General features: G+C 43.9%; 11 protein-coding genes, 1 tRNA gene and 1 pseudogene. 8 read left to right on the top strand and 5 right to left on the bottom strand.

The features are described from left to right. Nucleotides 1-3: 3 nt before the first annotated feature. From recR to J4861_RS01005, 3 genes are all read right to left on the bottom strand, one after another. Entirely contained in the window at nucleotides 4-612 is a 609-nt protein-coding gene (gene recR / locus J4861_RS01015) for a recombination mediator RecR (RefSeq protein ID WP_211816353.1), read from the bottom strand. Nucleotides 613-793: 181 nt separating this feature from the next. Beyond that, a complete protein-coding gene (locus J4861_RS01010) occupies nucleotides 794-1,273 on the bottom strand; it encodes a hypothetical protein (protein ID WP_428842161.1) in 480 nt (159 codons plus the stop codon). Between the two features lie 1,360 nt (nucleotides 1,274-2,633). Further along, on the bottom strand, nucleotides 2,634-4,841 hold the full coding sequence (locus tag J4861_RS01005) for a sodium-translocating pyrophosphatase (protein WP_211816349.1): 2,208 nt from the start codon (nucleotides 4,839-4,841) through the stop codon (nucleotides 2,634-2,636). Nucleotides 4,842-5,004: 163 nt separating this feature from the next. Between J4861_RS01005 and J4861_RS01000 the strand changes: the two genes are divergently transcribed. The 8 genes and pseudogenes from J4861_RS01000 (at nucleotide 5,005) to J4861_RS00965 (ending at nucleotide 17,887) form a co-directional block, all read left to right on the top strand. Continuing rightward, the gene (locus J4861_RS01000) at nucleotides 5,005-6,018 is read left to right on the top strand and encodes an IS1595 family transposase (protein ID WP_211816608.1); all 1,014 of its coding nucleotides are present in this window, start codon (nucleotides 5,005-5,007) and stop codon (nucleotides 6,016-6,018) included. A gap of 177 nt (nucleotides 6,019-6,195) precedes the next feature. Continuing rightward, nucleotides 6,196-7,629 (top strand): annotated as a pseudogene (gene tnpC / locus J4861_RS13540) (IS66 family transposase). Nucleotides 7,630-7,863: 234 nt separating this feature from the next. After that, complete coding sequence (locus J4861_RS00990) at nucleotides 7,864-8,838, top strand: glycoside hydrolase family 130 protein (protein WP_025839877.1); 975 nt, start codon at nucleotides 7,864-7,866, stop codon at nucleotides 8,836-8,838. A gap of 212 nt (nucleotides 8,839-9,050) precedes the next feature. Next, nucleotides 9,051-11,306 (top strand): GH92 family glycosyl hydrolase, encoded by a 2,256-nt coding sequence (locus J4861_RS00985; protein ID WP_211816347.1) that lies wholly within the window; start codon nucleotides 9,051-9,053, stop codon nucleotides 11,304-11,306. Between the two features lie 341 nt (nucleotides 11,307-11,647). After that, nucleotides 11,648-13,723: a glycoside hydrolase family 20 protein gene (locus J4861_RS00980; RefSeq protein ID WP_211816345.1), complete on the top strand. Its 2,076-nt coding sequence runs from the start codon at nucleotides 11,648-11,650 to the stop codon at nucleotides 13,721-13,723. A 75-nt stretch (nucleotides 13,724-13,798) separates the two neighbouring features. Continuing rightward, nucleotides 13,799-15,949, top strand: coding sequence for a GH92 family glycosyl hydrolase (locus tag J4861_RS00975; protein WP_211816343.1), 2,151 nt, complete (start codon nucleotides 13,799-13,801; stop codon nucleotides 15,947-15,949). Nucleotides 15,950-16,145: 196 nt separating this feature from the next. Continuing rightward, complete coding sequence (locus J4861_RS00970) at nucleotides 16,146-17,237, top strand: phosphotransferase enzyme family protein (RefSeq protein WP_211816341.1); 1,092 nt, start codon at nucleotides 16,146-16,148, stop codon at nucleotides 17,235-17,237. Next, nucleotides 17,234-17,887 carry a carbohydrate-binding family 9-like protein gene (locus J4861_RS00965; protein ID WP_211816339.1) on the top strand — a complete coding sequence of 218 codons (654 nt, stop codon included), beginning with the start codon at nucleotides 17,234-17,236 and terminating at the stop codon, nucleotides 17,885-17,887. Before J4861_RS00970 ends, J4861_RS00965 begins: the two co-directional genes overlap by 4 nt. A 792-nt stretch (nucleotides 17,888-18,679) precedes the next feature. Here the strand turns inward: J4861_RS00965 and J4861_RS00960 are convergent. Together J4861_RS00960 and J4861_RS00955 are read right to left on the bottom strand one after the other, a co-directional pair. Next, nucleotides 18,680-18,752, bottom strand: a tRNA-Met gene (locus J4861_RS00960). A 102-nt stretch (nucleotides 18,753-18,854) separates the two neighbouring features. Continuing rightward, entirely contained in the window at nucleotides 18,855-19,796 is a 942-nt protein-coding gene (locus tag J4861_RS00955; protein ID WP_211816337.1) for an HAD-IA family hydrolase, read from the bottom strand. Nucleotides 19,797-19,865: the final 69 nt, after the last annotated feature.

Here is a 19,865-nt window from a genome sequence, read left to right as displayed (position 1 = left end):
GTTTTAAGATTCAAAAGGTGTGCGGTTCAGAATACTTCTGCCCAACGTCACCTCATCTGTATATTCAAGTTCGTCGCCAACAGAGATACCTCGTGCGATAACCGACAGTTTCACGCCTGTGTCTTTCAGCTTTCGAGAGATATAAAAGTTGGTCGTGTCGCCTTCCATCGTACTGGCAAGGGCAAGGATAATCTCCTTCACAGTCCCTTCCTGCACGCGCTCAACGAGCGATTCAATCTCTAAGTCGTGCGGTCCGATGCCGTCCATCGGAGAGATGATACCCCCCAAAACGTGGTAAAGTCCATGAAACTGCTGTGTGTTCTCAATCGCCATCACGTCTTGAATGTTCTCTACCACACAGACCACCGAGCCGTCTCGACGAGGATCAGAACAGATAGAACACACCTCATTATCGGAAATGTTATGGCAAACCTTGCAATACTTCACATCGTGTTTCACACGAATGACAGCATCCGCAAAGCTATCCACGTCCTCTGTCGACTGGCGTAGCAGATGCAAAACAAGGCGCAGAGCGGTCTTGCGCCCCACACCTGGCAACTGTGAGAAAGCCTCTACGGCACGTTCTAAGAGTTGAGAAGGGTATTGTTGCATTGAAAGTTAATTCTCGTAGGCTGGAGATATCGAAAGGAGGGTTACACTTGTAATCCTCTTTTTTCATTCTTAATAGTCGATAGAATCAGCCGCTTGATTTGAGAGATATAGGGACACACCAACTGGTGCATCCCTATATAAAGACAGCCAGTCCTTAAAAAAATATATCTTTTCTCTTCGATTAATCATCAAAGAGGTAGATACCGAGACCAACCTTCAAGCCAATATTTGAATAGTTATGTGTCTTGAATGATTGATCATAGTAAATAGCAGGCTCAATTGTCACTGAGCGGTTGATGAAGAAGGCATAACCCACCTCAACACCTGGCATCAGGTCGTTATAATTATGGTTGGCATGGAGGAGTTTCACACCCGCACCCAAGTAGAGTCCGTTCTGTGTGATATAATAACGTCCACCAACACCCACACTGATATGGTCGGCAACAGCCTCAGAACCATTGTGTGCCGCATCGAAAGTAGCAAGTACCATGAGGTTATCCCAAGGGAAGTAACCCGCCTTTGCCTGCACACCTAAGTTTAATTCGTCCTGACCATTATAGTGTAAGTCAAGTCCTGTCAGGGAAGCACCTAAATAGCCCTTACCCTCTTGAAACTGTGCAGATGCACTGATGCTCACTACCATTGCTGCAACGAACAGCATAAATCTTTTTATCATAGCAATATTACGATATAAATAATAATTTAGGATTGACAAGTAATACCATAGGTTTCATGTCAATAATCTTAAGACAAAGGTAAGGATAATATTTGGAATGAGGAAAAAATTGACATTCTTTATAAAAATAGTAGCCTTGCCTTATTATCACTTTATGTATCAGTAGGCTTCTGTCGAATGTGCTAAAAGGGAGTGTTCTTGAACTTTTAACTTTGTGATTTGACCTTTATGCTTTTTATATAAAGCTGCACACAGAGAAAAGGAGTTCACGGAGATAAATCTATTATCACATGAGGTGCCGACGGCACGCAGAGCGACAGAGATATAACGTACAGATAGCTGGTATCTTTGGGGATAATCGCTATTAATAAGCCTTGCGAATATAAACGCAAATAAGACTTACAAATAAGATTCACAAATAAGACTTACAAATAAGACTTGCAATTAAGCCTCGCAAATACTCTCCGTTACTCCCCTGCACCGACGGTGCCTCCATTATCCCGTTCTTATCTCCGTGAACTCCGTGGCTCTGTGTGCTAAAACTTTGAACTTTGTTTTTCCCCCTTTATATTTCTTTTGTCTTCTTTACAAACAATTTGTTCGCTTGTAAACTATTTTCACTCATCTCAAATTCAATACATGCTCTTTAGGGGACTAAAAGACGCTCTTTCGGCTTGCAAAAGGTGCCCTTTTGAGGTCTTATTAACGCCCTTTTGAAGTCCAATTAAGCACCTTTTACGTTACTATTTTATAACTAATTGATTTCCTTATGGTTACAAACTTGCTTTTTATATGTGTTTTTGCTGTTATTTATTGATATATTCTTTGAACTTATGTAATGATTTTTCAATTTATTGTCTATAGCTTTTCGAAGTCTTAAAAAGAAAAGGTTGGGTCTTCAGGATTTTGGAGTGATAAGGTTTTCTACTTGTGTTTAGAGTTTGAAGTAATGTCACACAGAGGCACGGAGAGGACGGAGGATTATTAAAACAAGCAATGGAAGTCACGGAGGCACCGTCGGTGCGTGGAGCGACGGAGCTTGTTAGCAAACTTTGTTAGAGTTATAATGCACAGAACATTTAACTTAAAACGTATCAGGAATCTGTACGCTACATCTCCTTTGCTCTTTGTGCCGTCGGCACCTCTGTAATATAGGCTTTACCTCCGTCCCCTCCGTGACTCCGTGTGCTTTTTATATAATAGCTTTAGCCACAGAGTCAGGTATCTTACAGCCTGTACACAGCGGATTACCCTCACGAAAAGAAATGTTTTCTGTTGGGAAGATAAACATTTCTTTCCATGAAAGTAAAGCCTTATTCTCACGAAAACTACTCCGAGAGTGTTGTTATAGGCAGGCAACAGTGAGGCCCGCCATGACGATGCTGACCATGCTCATGAGTTTGATAAGGATGTTGAGCGATGGTCCAGAAGTGTCTTTGAATGGGTCGCCAACGGTGTCACCGACGATGGTTGCCTTGTGAGCGTCAGAACCTTTACCACCGAAGTTGCCCTCCTCGACATACTTCTTCGCATTGTCCCACGCACCACCAGCATTCGACATGAAGGCGGCAAGGGTGAAACCGGCAGCCAAACCGCCTACTAACAAGCCCAATACACCTGCCACTCCGAGTAAAAGACCGACGACAACGGGGATGATGATGGCTAAAAGCGATGGGATAATCATCTCGTGTTGCGCACTCTGAGTACTGATTTCTACGCATCGTCCATAGTCTGGTGTGCCTGTTCCTTCTAATATTCCCTTAATCTCACGGAACTGGCGCCGCACCTCTTCCACCATCTTTCCAGCTGCTCTACCAACGGCACCCATCGTCAATCCGCAGAAAAGGAAGGCTGCCATAGCACCGATAAACGCACCGACAAGCACCTTTGGATTCATCAGGTTCACTTGAAAGAAGTTCATGAAGTCTGGGATAGTAGCCTTTGTGGCATCAATGGTTTCGCCTGCAACGTTGGTCATTTGTGTACCGACACGAGCCATGGCAATCTTGATTTCTTCGATATAAGAAGCCAACAACGCCAATGCGGTCAGTGCAGCCGAACCAATAGCAAAGCCCTTACCCGTAGCAGCAGTCGTATTACCCAAGGCGTCAAGGGCATCAGTACGCTGGCGCACCTCCGCTCCTAACTCGCTCATCTCAGCGTTTCCGCCAGCATTGTCGGCAATCGGTCCGTAGGCATCTGTTGCCAAGGTGATACCCAAGGTTGAGAGCATACCGACCGCAGCGATACCGATACCATAGAGTCCGTGCTGAATAGAGAGTGCTGACATTGACATGTCAAAGCCGTTGGCACAGAGATAACTCAGCATGATAGCCACTGAAATAGAAAGGACGGGGACGCAAGTAGAAATCATACCCGTACCAATACCTTTTATAATAACAGTCGCAGCACCTGTATGACTTGCCTCCGAAATCGCCTTTGTAGGCATGTAACTCTGGGAAGTATAGTACTCCGTTGCCTGTCCGATGATAACACCGGCTGCCAAACCAGCAATGACAGAGAAGCTAACACCCAACCAGTTCTCCAAGCCTAAGAGGTAGAGAATGAGGAAACTAACAGCTGCAATGAGTACAGCAGCCGTGTTCGTGCCGAGTCCTAAGGCGTGGAGAAGGTCCTTCATCGTGGCTCCCTCCTTCGTTCTTACGAGGAAAATACCGAACAAACTAAGGAAAACACCGACGGCAGCGATGAGCATTGGTGCGATGACAGCCTTTAGTTGCATATCACCTGATGAGGCTGCAAAGGCAGTTGCACCCAAGGCAGCGGTAGAAAGAATCGAACCACAGTAGCTCTCGTAGAGGTCGGCACCCATACCCGCCACGTCACCCACGTTGTCACCCACGTTGTCGGCAATCGTTGCAGGGTTGCGTGGGTCGTCTTCAGGGATGTTAGCTTCCACCTTACCCACGAGGTCGGCGCCCACGTCAGCCGCCTTTGTATAGATGCCGCCACCCACACGAGCAAACAAAGCCTGTGTAGATGCACCCATACCAAAGGTCAACATCGTTGTTGTGATGGTGATAAGCATTTCGCTCGTTGTCATCTTATCAGAATAGAACCAAGTGAGGACAATGAACCAAATGGCTATGTCTAACAAGCCTAATCCTACGACAACGAGTCCCATGACTGCGCCCGAACGGAAGGCAATTTTGAGTCCATCGTTGAGTCCGTTGCGTGCTGCATTGGCTGTTCTCGCACTGGCATAGGTAGCCGTTTTCATACCGAAGAAGCCCGCAAGACCAGAGAAGAAACCACCAGTCAGGAAGGCAAAGGGTACCCATTCATTCTGCGCATTGAAGCCATAAGCCATGATGGCGAAGACGACTGCAAGGACAACAAAAACAATCAATACGACTTTGTATTGCTGTTTCAGATACGCCATGGCACCACGGCGCACGTATTCAGCAATCTCAACCATGCGGGGAGTACCTTCCTCCGCTTGCATCATAGACTTAAAGAAATACCATGCCATACCCAGTGCGCATACTGATGCAATGGGAATGAGCCAAAAAACTTGTGGGATGTGTTCCATAATTTAAAATGTTTAGGTTGTGTAATAGATAGATTATAATATGGCGCAAATATATAAAAAAATTTTTCTGTGTTTTGATAAAAGTACTAAGATATGTTAATTTCAATATAGCTCCATTGTAAAAATCTGAAAATCAATTATATTTGTCACAAATATGAGACCTATGTTATTGAAAGACTTCTTCCAGATGTTCCCTGATGAGGATAGCTGCGAGAACTACCTTAGAGCTGTTCGAGAGGAGATAGGTGTTGTGTGTCCTAAGTGTGGAGCTACAAAGTATAAATGGCTGCCTGGAAGGAAATCCTTTCAATGTGAGAACTGTGGCAACAGAATCTCGTTGACAAAGGGTACCGTTATGGAACATAGCAAACTACCGCTGTATGATTGGTTCTTTACTGCGCACATGATGACGTCCATCAAGCAGGTACTGTCGGCTAAGGAGATCCAGCATCAGCTTGAACTCGAATATTACTCTCCCGCATGGTTGATGATGATGAAATTGCGAGAGATTATGGGGCAGAGGGACAGCATCTATACACTCTCTGACCAGATAGAGCTCGACTTGTCATATTTCTCAACTTCCTTCATTTCAGAGGAGTGCGGAGAAAAGGTCCTTAAGAGTAAGAAAACTCCTGTGTTGGTAATTGCACAGAGTAAAGATGCAGGTTCAATCCTAAACGAATACCTATCAGACAATACTGACACAGAACGATTTAACAAAGCCTCTAAACTTATGAAGCAAGCTAACAGAAGCAAAGTGAAGAAAGCTGTCCGTTATATCAAAATGTATGCATTGCCTGATAGTAAATACAAGACACTGGCGCCTTATGCTCAGAAGTCTGTGAATCAGGATTCAAAGATACATTCTGACGGAGGACATAATCTCATGGGGTTGAAGAAGACTCTGACAGGTCTTGTTCAGCATATTGAGACTGAGAGCACCCCTCACGAGGTTGTTACCAAAGTCTTGCCATGGGTTCACATCGTTACAGGAGAATGCCGTAGTGGTATTGATGCGATTCACAAAGAAATCGATGAGCATTTTCTCCAATTATACTTGAATGAGTATTGTTGGAAATTTAATCGTCGTTGGTTTAGGGATAGTAAAAAGCCAGAATATGACTTGTTCAGACATCTGATGAAGATAGCAGTACAATATAAATCCAGCATAAAATGACATGACTATGAGGCATACTTTGAAAGTGTTTAAGGTTTGTTAGTACTTTTATCAAAACACGTAACTATTCAGCGGTATTGATCAGTCTGTATTTTCTCCTCTAAAATCTTCGTATAAAGGCTATAAATATGCTTGTTTTTCTTGCGTATTTCAGATTTTCTTTGTACCTTTATACCTATGAAAGAGCAGGTTACGGACATATCAAAAGTATTACAAGGCATGACGGAAGAGATGCGATTATTACGTGCAACTGTAAATCAGCAGTATGCCGAGATTATCAAATTGAACCGTAACATAAATGCTCTGAACCTTGAAATTCGCAAGAAAGATACGGAGCTTATAAACTTACGGGAACGCTTAGCTAAGTATGAAAAACCTGACAAAAACTCTAATAACAGCAGCACTCCTCCAAGCAAGGAGCGTATAAAGGATGAGGTTATCAGAAGAACAAGAAGCCTCCGTAAGCCAAGTGGTAAGAAGCCGGGAGGACAAAAGGGGCATGATGGGCATAAGTTGTCTTGTTCTTCCATACCTGACGAGATAATTGATGAGGTACCCAACTATTGCACTCGTTGCGGAGAATCTTTATCAGATGCAGAACGTGTGCTTGATTATGTGACGCAGGTTATTTCCATTCCAGAGTTGAAGCCCGTAATCAAGGAAATCCGACACTATGTGATGGTATGCAAGAACTGTGGTGAACGTATTCGGACAGCACCGAGACGGCGGTCAAACAACGTGGTATATGATTCAAGCGTAAAGACCTTAGTGGTTTATCTGAGTGTCGTGCAATTTCTTCCTTATGGTCGCATAGCAAGTTTTTTGCGTGAGGTATTTGGACTCACTCCAAGCGAAGGCTCGCTGGTGAACTGAGTAAATGAGGCAAAGAGAAATGCACAACCTGTGATTGATAAGATTAAAGAATATATCAAGTTATCAGCAGTTGTTGGTTTCGATGAGAGCGGCTTGTACTGTAACAAAAGACTTGACTGGGCATGGATAGCACAGACTGTTTATTACACATTGCTTTTCCGTGCTGATGGAAGAGGATCGAAGGTATTAGCAGACAAATTTGGCGATAGCCTGGAACGAATGACTGCCGTTACCGACCGCCATAGCGCATACTTTGCACTCCATTTTCTCAATCACCAGGTTTGTCTTGCTCACTTACTCCGCGAACTGCAATATCTCTCAGAGTTGAACATTGAACAAGAGTGGTCTGGGAAAGTAGCCAATCTGTTCCGTGAAGCCATTCGCAAGCGGAATACCAATCCGAACGACGTTATAGACAAGGTGTTATGGAATGAACGTTTAGACAATCTGCTCAAACAGAATATAGAGGAGCTTGGTAAAAAGTTTATTACGTTCAGAAAAGGCTTGGTCAAATGCAGAGATTACATTTTCAATTTCCTCGAAAATCCGATGATACCATTTGACAATAATGGAAGCGAAAGGGGAATACGCAAGCTAAAAATCAAACTGAAGAACTCCTGTGCTTTTCGTTCAGACTTCGGAGCAGACGCTTTCCTTGAACTTCATTCGATTGTAGAAACAGCTAAGAAGCACGACAAAACGCCATATAATGCGATTCAAGCCTTATTTAAGGTTTGAGAAATTGATATGCACTTATATATCTATTATCGCTGAATAGTTACCAAAACACATAAACTATTTTCTTAGTAAGTTTGGTTAAATAACAGATTCTTAACACTGCTTGTTAAGAAGTGTTTTTCCTATTTAATGAATGATAAAAACTTACCTTTTGTTGAAGTAAAAAGCTAACTTTGCTTGTACTTATAATGTATAGACATTTATAAAAACTAAAAGCATAAAACTATATTTACAATGAAAAGTTTAAAAGATATTCTGCCTTGGGAAGAACGTCCAGAAGGATGCAAGGATGTGATGTGGCGTTATTCAAAGAACCCAATCATCGATCGTTATCATATTCCAACATCAAACAGTATCTTCAATAGTGCTGTTGTTCCTTTTGAGGACGGCTTCGCTGGTGTGTTCCGTTGCGATAACAAGGCGGTACAGATGAACATTTTTGCTGGTTTCAGTAAGGATGGTGTGAACTGGGAAATCAATCACGAGCCTATTAAGTTTGAGGCTGGTAACACTGAAATGATTGAGTCAGAATACAAGTACGACCCACGTGTTACATGGATTGAGGACCGTTATTGGATTACTTGGTGTAACGGTTATCACGGACCAACAATCGGTATTGCTTACACCTTCGACTTCAAGAAGTTCTATCAGTGTGAGAATGCTTTCTTGCCATTCAATCGTAATGGCGTCCTCTTCCCAGAGAAGATCAATGGAAAGTATGCTATGTTGAGTCGTCCAAGTGACAATGGTCACACTCCTTTCGGCGACATCTATATCAGTTTTAGCCCAGATATGAAGTATTGGGGCGAGCATCGTTGTGTGATGAAGGTTACTCCTTTCCCAGAGAGTGCATGGCAGTGTACGAAGATTGGTGCAGGTTCGGTTCCTTTCTTGACAGACGAAGGTTGGTTGCTCTTCTATCACGGTGTAATCACTACTTGTAACGGTTTCCGTTATTCAATGGGTGCAGCTATCCTTGACAAGGACAATCCAGAGAAGGTTCTCTATCGTACTCGTCCTTATCTTCTTGCACCAAATGCACCTTACGAGTTGCAGGGTGACGTACCAAACGTTGTCTTCCCATGTGCTGCTTTGCAGGATGGCGAGCGCGTAGCCGTTTACTATGGTGCAGCTGATACCGTCGTTGGTATGGCATTCGGCTATATCAAGGACATCGTAGAGTTTACAAAGAACAATAGCATTTTATAAGGTGTTAAGTGTTGGGTGTTGGGTGTTGATGATTTGTTAGGTGATAGGTGATAGGTGTTGGGTGTTGATGAATTGCTTAGAAGTAAATAATGATAGCTTCATCACAATTCATCACCACCCACCATCCACCACCTAACACCCATCACTACCTAACACCCACTACCTATCACCTACTATTCATCACCATCTAACACCTATCACCTATCACCCAAATGAATCATAAATTCCTATTAGTACTACTTCTTTCCTTGTCTTTTCTTTCGCTGAAGGCGGCTGACAAGGGTGGGGAAGAGCCTGTTGATCTTGTCAATCCTTTTATCGGAACATCTAATTTCGGTACTACCAATCCAGGAGCAGTATGCCCTAACGGATTGATGTCAGTCGTACCATTCAACGTAATGGGTTCTGATTTGAATAAATATGACAAGGATGCACGCTGGTGGTCAACTCCTTACGAATATCATAACGTCTTTTTCACGGGCTATTCTCACGTCAATCTAAGTGGTGTGGGTTGTCCAGAAGTAGGCTCATTGTTGCTTATGCCTACGACAGGAAAGCTGAATGTCGACTATAAGGAGTACGGAAGTACATACGACAAGGAGGTTGCACACCCCGGTTATTATTCTAATAATCTGAAAAAGTATAATGTGAAGACAGAGGTAACAGCTACTCCTCGCAGTTCTGTTGCACGTTTCACATTCCCGAAAGGAGAAAGTCATATCTTGTTGAACCTCGGTGAAGGACTCACAAATGAGTCTGGTGCCATGGTGAAGAAGGTGAGCGACACAGAGTATGAGGGTATGAAGTTGCAGGGTACATTCTGTTATAACCCTCAGGCTGTATTCCCAATTTACTTCGTGATGCGTGTCAGCAAGAAGCCTACAGAAGCTGGCTATTGGAAGAAACAGCGTCCGATGACAGGCGTAGAGGCTGAGTGGGATGTCGACAATGGTAAGTATAAGCTCTATAAGACCTATAACAAGGAACTCTCTGGCGATGATATCGGTGTATGGATGAACTTCAACACTGAGGCTGACGAGCAGATAGAGGTGCAGATGGGTGTGTCATTCGTAAGTATGGCAAACGCCCGTGAGAACCTTGATGCCGAACAGCGTGGAAAGAACTTCGACGCTATTCGTGCTGAGGCGCGTGCTAAGTGGAATGATGATCTCTCTCGCATCCTCGTTGAGGGTGGTACAAAGACAGAGCGTACGATCTTCTATACAGCTCTTTATCACGTCCTTATCCACCCAAATATCCTGCAGGATGTCAACGGACAGTACCCTGCCATGGAGGGTGATGAGATTCGTACGGTGAAGGAGGGCAACCGTTATACGGTCTTCTCTCTATGGGACACCTATCGCAATGTGCATCAGTTGCTTACGTTGGTCTATCCAAATCGTCAGCGCGACATGATTCGTTCGATGATTGGGATGTACGAGGAGCATGGCTGGATGCCAAAGTGGGAACTCTTCAGTCGTGAGACTTACACGATGGAAGGCGACCCAGCTATCCCTGTTATCACTGATTCTTGGTTGAAAGGTCTGCGTGGTTACGATATCAATAAGGCTTACGAGGCATTCCGCAAGTCGGCTTTGACAAAGGGAAGCGAGAACCCGCTGCGCCCAGACAATGACGAATATATGGAGAAGGGATATGTAGCTTTGCACGAGAAGTTCGACAATTCCGTTTCTCACGCACTCGAATACTACATTGCCGACAATGCCCTCTCACGTTTGGCTGCGGCATTGGGTAAGAAAGATGATGCCCGTCTGTTCCACAATCGTGCTTTGGGTTATCGCCATTATTTCAGTAAGGAGTATGGTTTGTTGCGCCCATTGATGCCAGACGGCACCTTCTATAAGCCTTTCGATCCAAAGCAGGGAGAGAACTTCGAACCATCTCCAGGCTTCCACGAAGGTAATGCTTGGAACTATACTTTCTATGTTCCGCATGACGTAATGGGACTTGCAAAGCTCATGGGAGGACAGAAAAACTTTGTAAACAAGCTCCAGAGCGTGTTCGACAAGGGTTATTACGACCCTGCCAACGAACCTGATATTGCTTATCCTCACCTCTTCTCTTATTTCAAGGGCGACGAGTGGCGTACACAGGTGCAGACCCGCAGACTCTTGAAGGAGTATTTCAAGAATGCACCAGAGGGCATCCCTGGTAATGATGATACCGGAACAATGTCTGCTTGGGCAGTGTTCAATATGATAGGTTTCTATCCTGACTGTCCGGGTGATCCATCTTACACGCTCACTTCACCAGTCTTTGACAAGGTGACTATCCGTTTAGATAAGGCGCAGTGGGGCAGAGATAAGCTCTTGATAGAGACAGTTCGTCCAAATGCTGAGGCTGTAATTATCAAGAAAATAGAGTTAGGTGGTAAGCCATTGAACCGCTATCGCATTACGAATGACGAACTCTTAAAGGGTGGAGTATTGAAGTTCTATCTAAAGTAAACGACTACTACCCATCAAACCTCCCATGCTTCCGACGGTCTTTAATGTCTTATTACATTATATATAATGATAAAAACAGACATTGTTTGCCGTCTTCTATCCTTGTCCGAACGCTTCGGACAAAGTGTGCGGAGGCTTAACACAAGTTGTGCGGAGCCTTAGCACATTTGGTGCGGAGGCTTAATTCGAAACAAAAAGGTGGCAATGTGGAAGGTCGTCTACTATCAGGAAGGTATTAACCGACCACAGATAAGAAGACAGACAGCCGACAGTCATCGAAGAAAGAGACATAAAGTAAAAACAAATAATAAAGAAATAAAACCGAAATTTATACTCACGTTATGAGAAAAAAAGTTCTTTTGAGTGCAGTTTTCCTGTTGTTTGCAGCAGCCGTTTCTATACCTGTTGCAGCTCAGAACATCATCCCACAACCTGAGAATATCAGTCTTTTGAAGGGTCAATTCAAACTGAATAAGGGTACGAAGATTGTGACCAATCTTACAGGTAGTGACTTTAAGGTGCTTAATCAGTACACTTCTGAGGTGCTGCAGCATCCATTAGCATACGCAAAGAATCCTTCTAAGCAGGGCGTTTTCCGCTTGATTTGTAAGGGAACAGCCCAGCAGGCAGCGCAGGCAATGGACAGTGTACGCCTGCAAGGCTATGAGTTGGAGGTGACACCAAAAGGTATCACCATTCAGGCACTGACCCCAACGGGCTTGTTCTATGGTTTGCAGACCCTTCGCCAGCTCGAAAAGGATGGTCAGATAGCTTGTGTAAAGGTGAAGGATACCCCTCGTTTCGCTTATCGTGGTTTGATGATTGACTGTTCTCGCCACTTCTGGACAAAGGACTTCTTGAAGAAACAGATTGATGCAATGGCTTACTTCAAGCTCGACCGCTTCCATTGGCATCTCACTGATGGTGGTGGATGGCGCATGGAGGTGAAGAAATATCCTCGTTTGACCGATGAAGCCTCTTATCGCACACAGTCTGATTGGACAAAGTGGTGGATGGATAACGACCGTAAGTATTGTCATAAGGATACACCGGGAGCCTACGGTGGTTATTACACACAGGAAGATATCAAGGATATCGTGCGCTATGCAGCAGCGCACCACATTGAGGTAATCCCAGAGATAGAGATGCCTGGCCATAGCGATGAGGTTGTTTATGCCTACCCAGAGTTGTCATGTACAGGCAAACCTTATACACAGTCAGACCTCTGTGTAGGTAAGGAAGCAACCTATACCTTCATGGAGAACGTGTTGAAAGAGACAATGGCGCTCTTCCCTTCTAAGTATATCCACATCGGAGGAGACGAGGCAGAACGTCGCACATGGAAGACTTGCCCCGATTGTCAGAAGGTGATGAAGGAGAATAACTTGAAGGATGTAGCCGAGTTGCAGAGCCATTTCACCCATCGTATGGAAGAATTCTTGAACCGTAATGGTCGAAAACTCCTCGGTTGGGATGAGATTATGGAAGGTAAGTTGGCTCCTAACGCAGCTGTGATGTCATGGCGTGGAATCGAAGCAGGTATCGAAGCTGCAACAAGCAAACATCATGTAGTAATGGCTCCACAGCAGTTCTATTATCTGAATATGTATCAGGATAATCCGATGGAACAGCCAAAGGCTCAGGGAGGTTATACACGTTTGGATAAGACGTATAACTATGAGCCAATCCCTGCAGAGTATAAAGGGACCAATCTTGAGAAATATATGGATGGCGTTCAGGCGTGTGTATGGACCGAGTTCATCGCTGAGCCAAGCCATTTAGAGTATATGCTCTATCCTCGTTTGTTTGCTTTAGCAGAGACAGGTTGGACAAAGAAGCGCACCGGATACGACAACTTCCGTAAGAGAGCAGTCGTAAATGTTGAACGTCTGAAGCGTGCGGGCTATAATGCCTTTGACCTCTCAAAGGAGAAGGGCTCACGTATGGAAAGCCGTAGTGTGACACAGCATGAGGCATTGGGTAAGCCTGTCACTTACTTAGGACGGTATGCAGAGAAGTATCGTGCTGAAGGTGACAACACACTGATCAATGGTTTGCGTGGCGATTGGGGTTATCTTGAGGGTCGTTGGCAGGGTTTCATCGATAGTACTGGTGTGGATGTTGTGGTTGATATGGGTAAGGTTACGGACATCCGTGACGTACGTGTTGACTTTATGCACCTCTATGAGTCTGTTATCTATACGCCAGAGACAATCGAGTTGATGGTGTCAGAGGATGGTAAGAACTTCAAGACGATTGACACAGTACGCCCAGGTATTAAGGCTTCAGAGGACTATCTCGTTTATCCTTACAAGTGGAAGGGAGATGTCAAAGGTCGTTATGTGCGTGTGAAGGCACTCCCTCGGGAGAAAGGCGCATGGATTTTTACAGACGAAATCATCGTCAATCAGAAGTAAACGAATACTTGATGAGCAGTTGAATGACGGCTCTGTCAAGACAAATAAGACAAGAAGATTAAAACAATTCAGTATATGAAAAAAAGGTTCTTAACTTTAATGGCGTTTGCTGCAACCAGTCTTTTCGCTTTTGCGCAGGACTATACGCAGTATGTTGACCCATTTATTGGAACAGGCGGACACGGACATGTGTTCCTTGGAGCTAATGTTCCATTCGGTAACATTCAGGCTGGTCCTACACAGAAGAAGCAGGGCTGGGACTGGTGTTCTGGTTATCATTACAGCGATTCAACAGTTATCGGATTCGGACAGATGCACCTTAGCGGTACGGGTATTGGTGACTTGGGTGATGTATCACTCCTCCCTACTACCAATCCAGCACAGCGTGAGGTGAAGTTTGCCCATCGTGCCGAGCATGTAACCCCAGGTTACTACTCTGTAATGTTGGCTTCTGGTGTTCGTGTAGAGTTGACTGCGACTCAGCGTGTCGCCTTCCATCGTTACGCTTTTCCTGCTGATGTAGCAAAGGGTTACGTTATTTTGAACCTCTCACAGGGTATCGGATGGGACAAGATGACCTCTTGCAGCTTTAAGCAGGAGTCGGCTAAGACCGTCAGTGGCTACCGTATGTCACAAGGATGGGCTAAAGACCAGCGCGTTTACTTCGTGGCAGAGTTCTCACAGCCTGTTAAGTTGGAGTCGAACGAGCGTGATACGATTGGTGTCTTTGCTTTCGACAATGCTGAGCAGCCACTTCTCGTGAAGGTAGGTATCTCTGCTGTGAGTGTTGAGAACGCTCGATTGAATATGCAGAAGGAACTTCCTGGTTGGGATTTCCGCAATGCTGTTGCTCAGGCAAAGGATGAGTGGAACCGTGAGTTGAGTAAGATTGCAATCAAGACACAGGACGAGAGTACAAGAAAGATATTCTATACAGCAATGTATCACTCAATGATTGCACCTTCTGTCTTTAATGATGTAAACGGCGAATATCGTGGTGCAGACGGTAAGACACATAAGGGTGACTTCACTGATTACACTACCTTCTCACTATGGGATACCTATCGTGCAGCACATCCATTGATGACTATCATTCATCCAGAGAAGCAGTGCGACATTGCACAGACCATGCTTCATATCTTTAAGGAGCAGGGCAAGTTGCCTGTATGGCACCTTGTGGGTAATGAAACTGACTGTATGATTGGTAATCCGGGTGTTCCTGTGCTTGTTGATATTGTATTGAAAGGCTATGATGTAGATAAGAATGCGGTCTTTGAGGCTGCTAAGGCGTCTGCTATGCGTGATGAGCGTGGTATGGGATTGTTGAAGAAGTATGGTTATATTCCTTGTGATCTCGACCCAGAGCATGAGACAGTAGCAAAGGGATTGGAGTATGCTTTGGCTGATGCATGTATTGCAAAACTCGCCAAGGAATTGGGTAAGACCGCTGATTACAAGTACTTCTCAAAGCGCAGTCAGTCATATCGTGACTTCTACTTCGATAAGAAGACGAAGTTTATGCGTGGTGTAACATCTGATCGTAAGTTCCGTGAACCATTCGATCCATTCAGTACTGTTCATCGTCAGGACGACTATGCAGAGGGTAATGCTTGGCAGTATGTATGGCTTGTTCCACACGATGTGCATGGTCTTGTTTCTGCCTTCGGTGGTGAGAAACCATTTGTTTCAAAACTCGACTCCCTTTTCATTGTTAGTGGTGATATGGGAGCAGAGGCTTCACCAGACATCACTGGTCTGATTGGTCAGTACGCTCACGGTAATGAGCCAAGCCATCATATCCTCTATATGTACAACTATGTGGGTCAGCCTTGGAAGGCAGCGGATAAGATTCGCTATGTACTCAAGAACTTATACCACGACGACTTCGATGGTTTGAGTGGTAACGAGGATGTGGGTCAGATGTCTGCATGGTACATTCTTTCCTCTCTTGGCATGTATCAGGTAGAGCCTGCAGGTGGAAAATATCTCTTCGGTACACCGCTCTTCGATGAGGCTACGGTGAACGTTGGAGGTGGTAAGACCTTCCGCATTGTGGCTCATAACAACAGCGATAAGAATATTTATATTCAGAGTGCTAAGTTGAATGGCAAGCCTTATACCCGTTCTTACATTGACTTCAAGGACATCAAACGTGGTGGAACACTTGAGTTTGTAATGGGTAGCAAGCCTTCTCAGTTTGGTGTTAAGCCTGCTGATAGACCCTAAAAGTTTTTGGAGTTAAGGAGTTAAGGAGTTGAAGGGAGCTAAGACAAATGTATTGTTGGACTATATTAATAAAAAACATTACGTTGATATTGAAGTCATCAGATTTTGACCCATATAACATTTGTCTTAACTCCCTTCAACTCCTTAACTCCTTAACTCCTAATAGTGCATCAATCTTTAATACTAATAAACAGCTATGACTAATTTTAATGATGTTGTATCACAGTTCCGTATTGAGGGAACTGTTGAGAGTGTAAGTCCAATTGGTAATGGACTGATCAATGAAACACTGCGTGTAAAAACTGTAGATGCTAATACGCCTGATTATATCTTACAGCGTATTAACAACGCCATATTCACCGATGTAGACCTGTTGCAGCATAATATCGAACTTGTAACTGACCATATCCGCCATAAGTTGATGGAGAAAGGTGAGACTGATATCGAACGGAAATGTCTGCGTTTCATACAGGCTAAGGACGGTAAGACCTACTACAAGGATGCCGACAACCTCTATTGGCGTGTGAGTGTCTTCATTCCTAACGCTGTTACAAAAGAGGAAGTAAACCCAGAGAGCGCTTTTTGCTGTGGTGAAACCTTCGGTAACTTCCAGAATATGTTGGTTGATTTGAAGGAACCATTGGGAGAAACCATCCCTGATTTCCATAACATGGAACTTCGTCTGCGCCAGTTGCGTGAGGCTATTAGTGCTGATAAGGCTGGTCGAGTGGCTTCTGTGAAAGATATTCTTGCTGAGTTAGAGCGTGATGCTGACGAGATGTGTCTCGCTGAGCGCCTCTATCGTGAGGGAACACTGCCTAAGCGCATCTGTCACTGTGATACAAAGGTTAACAACATGATGTTTGATGCAGACGGTAAGGTGCTCTGTGTTATCGACCTCGATACCGTAATGCCAAGCTTTATCTTCTCTGATTATGGCGACTTCTTGCGCACTGGTGCTAATCATGTGGCTGAGGATAGCGATAACTACGATGCTGTTGGATTGAAAGAGGATATATTCTGTTCGTTCACAGAGGGTTATCTCAGTACTGCAAGCAATTTCCTTACACCAGTAGAGACCAGCCATCTGCCATACGCTGTGGCACTCTTCCCATATATGCAGTGTGTTCGTTTCTTTACTGATTACATCAACGGAGATGTATATTACAAGACAAAGTATGCTGAGCACAACCTCGTTCGCTCACGCAATCAGCTCTTACTCTATCGTGACGTACGTTGTCATGACCAGATGATGGCTGACTTTGTGAAGAAGACTTTGAAACAATGAAACAACTCGAAGTAAAACGTTTGGAGTGTCAGCAGGTGAAAGCTGTTGACATTCCTGCTCTTTTCAAGGATAATGGTGTATCTTACAATAAGATAGATACCGTCGATTGGGCAGCAGAATATCCTTATTGTCCAAGTGTAGAGTTTGCCATTGCCCATAAAGGTGATGCCATTCTGTTGCATTATCGGGTAGAGGAAGACTGTGTGCGTGCTGAGGCAGGCACTGATTTAGGTCCTGTTTGGCAAGACTCCTGCTGTGAGTTTTTCTGCAGCCCTGATGAAGAAGGAGGTTATTACAACCTTGAAAGCAACTGTATCGGTACGATATTGCTGTGCAATGGACAGGGACGAGAGAATCGTACTCATGCCCCTGCAGCTGCCTTAGAGCAGATTGATCGTTGGGCATCTTTGGGGCGTGAGCCTTTCGAGATGAGAGAGGGACGACAGGCATGGGAACTCGCTCTCGTTGTTCCTGTTAGTTCTTACTTCCGTCACACGTTAGAGAATCTCTCAGGAAAGACGATAAGAGCCAATTTCTATAAGTGTGGTGACAAGACATCGCAGCCTCATTTCCTCTCTTGGAATCCCATTGCCTTGCCTTCTCCCGACTTCCATTGTCCCACTTTCTTTGGTGAACTGAACTTTGAGTAATCGATAAAAGAAATAAAATGTAGTAAGTTTTAGGGGTATGAAAAAGTCTCTATCACTTACTACATTTCTTTTTTATATACTCGAAGGAATGGTGTTTCCGTTAAATTTGTGTCTACATGTCGTATAGCTTTAACGGAAGATGGGAGGTTATTCATTAAATTAAGATATGACCAAGACGCTCATCTTCCTATTTTATTATTATCCTTCGACACAGAAAACCTTTTTATTTTGATACATCAAAAATCGCAGATAAGGTTCTGAAAAATCATTACATAATTTCAAGTAAACCATCTATAAATAAGGGAAAAAGCATGCATAAAAAGTAGGTTCATAACCTACAGGAAGTCAATTAGTTATAAAGTGATAAAGTAAAAGATGCCTAATTGCACTTCAAAAGGGCGTTAGTAAGGGGCTTAAAGGGCACCCTTTTGCAAGCCAAAAGGGCGTTAATTGGAAGCCAATTAACGCCCTTCTCGTTTTCAGTCTATGATTTTTATTTACATTATATCTGTTCGCACAGAAGCAAAACATTGTTGTATTACGATTCCTTCGATTCCTTTGTTACATATCTCCACTTCCTTTGTTACCCTGTCTTCACGTACCTTGTTACTGCATAATTACTTACTTTGTTACTCTGTCTTTAATTATTATGTCTTTTGCATTTTGTCAACAATACTACTGTAGTAATCATAATTATGAATTATGGATTATGAATTCTGAATTAATATTATTTTTTGGTGGGCATGAAAAAAGCTTAGAAAACTTATTACTAAGTATTTCTAAGCTTTGAAGTTGCGGGTGCAGGACTCGAACATGCGACCTCCAGGTTATGAGCCTGGCGAGCTACCAACTGCTCCAACCCGCGATATTAATTAAGAAGAATTCATCTATGAACCGAGGTGCATTCCTGAATTGCGAGTGCAAAGGTAGTGGTTTATTACGAAACTACCAAAGAATTATACATTATTTAACAAACTATCCACTCTGCTTTTGCGGCTTCTAAACTCTCTTTGCTACCATTACCGTAGGTAACTCCGCAGGTGTGTGTACCTGCATTTCTGCCCATGAGAATGTCGAATTCGGTATCACCAACGACGAGGGTTTCGTGTGCTTCGATGTTGAAATGACGCAAAGTCTTAAGCACTGATTCAGCTGCTGGTTTCTTCTCGACAACATCGTCGGCAGCAATCAGATAAGTGATATACTTCGAGAGGTCTAATTCGTCCATCAGTTTTGCAAGCGTTCTATGGCTACGACTACTTGCAATAGACATCAGAATGCCTTGCGAAGAAAGTCTTTCCAACGTTTCAACAACACCCGGAAAGGCTTTTACAACACCCGGAACATTCTTCTCATTGAATATTTCGCTATACACTTTAGCACACTCCTCAGCCTGTTCATCCGTCATTGGGATGATAGATGAGAAACATTCCTTCAATGGTAAACCAATCGTTCGGGCGCACTCCTCACGACTTCTCATCGGTAAATTCAGACGTTCTATCGTTGCAAGCATCGTGTCGGTAATGAGCTTTTGAGAATCGCCAAGCGTTCCATCGAAGTCGAAGATGATGAGACGAATACCAGAAAGAATCTCTGGATTGGAGAAAAGGTCAGGACAGTAGCGAGGAATTGCGTCGCTATTAGCCTTCTCAGCCTTATCCTTCGCCTGCTTTTTCCGTTTAAGATAGCCCTTCACGCGTTTGTAACCTTCCTTTCCAAGGATAGCGATGCCGCCATATTGAAAGCTCTTTGCCAGTCCGAAAAAGACAGTAAACAGTATGCCTTTCGTTGCCGTTGACACTGGGAAAAACACTTGAACGAATGAGAGAATATAAAAGGGAATACACATCAGGAGTACGATGACACCTGTGCGAAAAGACAATTTTTGAAGATAACTTTTAATAGACATAACTGCACGTAGCCTTATTTCAGAACGCAAATTTAGTTAAAAACTTCCTATTATCCGTCATTCTGTACA

It is taken from the genome of Prevotella melaninogenica, assembly GCF_018127925.1.
Lineage (GTDB): Bacteria > Bacteroidota > Bacteroidia > Bacteroidales > Bacteroidaceae > Prevotella > Prevotella melaninogenica_C.
Note: the sequence above shows the minus strand (reverse complement) of the source record. Positions and strands in the feature narration are given on the sequence as shown.

Coding starts and splice junctions, on each gene's coding strand:
- J4861_RS01005 (WP_211816349.1), bottom strand. CDS start 4,841: ATGGAACACATCCCACAAGTTTTTTGGCTCATTCCCATTGCATCAGTA.
- J4861_RS00970 (WP_211816341.1), top strand. CDS start 16,146: ATGACTAATTTTAATGATGTTGTATCACAGTTCCGTATTGAGGGAACT.
- J4861_RS01000 (WP_211816608.1), top strand. CDS start 5,005: ATGTTATTGAAAGACTTCTTCCAGATGTTCCCTGATGAGGATAGCTGC.
- J4861_RS00990 (WP_025839877.1), top strand. CDS start 7,864: ATGAAAAGTTTAAAAGATATTCTGCCTTGGGAAGAACGTCCAGAAGGA.
- J4861_RS00985 (WP_211816347.1), top strand. CDS start 9,051: ATGAATCATAAATTCCTATTAGTACTACTTCTTTCCTTGTCTTTTCTT.
- J4861_RS00965 (WP_211816339.1), top strand. CDS start 17,234: ATGAAACAACTCGAAGTAAAACGTTTGGAGTGTCAGCAGGTGAAAGCT.
- recR (WP_211816353.1), bottom strand. CDS start 612: ATGCAACAATACCCTTCTCAACTCTTAGAACGTGCCGTAGAGGCTTTC.
- J4861_RS00955 (WP_211816337.1), bottom strand. CDS start 19,796: ATGTCTATTAAAAGTTATCTTCAAAAATTGTCTTTTCGCACAGGTGTC.
- J4861_RS00980 (WP_211816345.1), top strand. CDS start 11,648: ATGAGAAAAAAAGTTCTTTTGAGTGCAGTTTTCCTGTTGTTTGCAGCA.
- J4861_RS00975 (WP_211816343.1), top strand. CDS start 13,799: ATGAAAAAAAGGTTCTTAACTTTAATGGCGTTTGCTGCAACCAGTCTT.
- J4861_RS01010 (WP_428842161.1), bottom strand. CDS start 1,273: ATGCTGTTCGTTGCAGCAATGGTAGTGAGCATCAGTGCATCTGCACAG.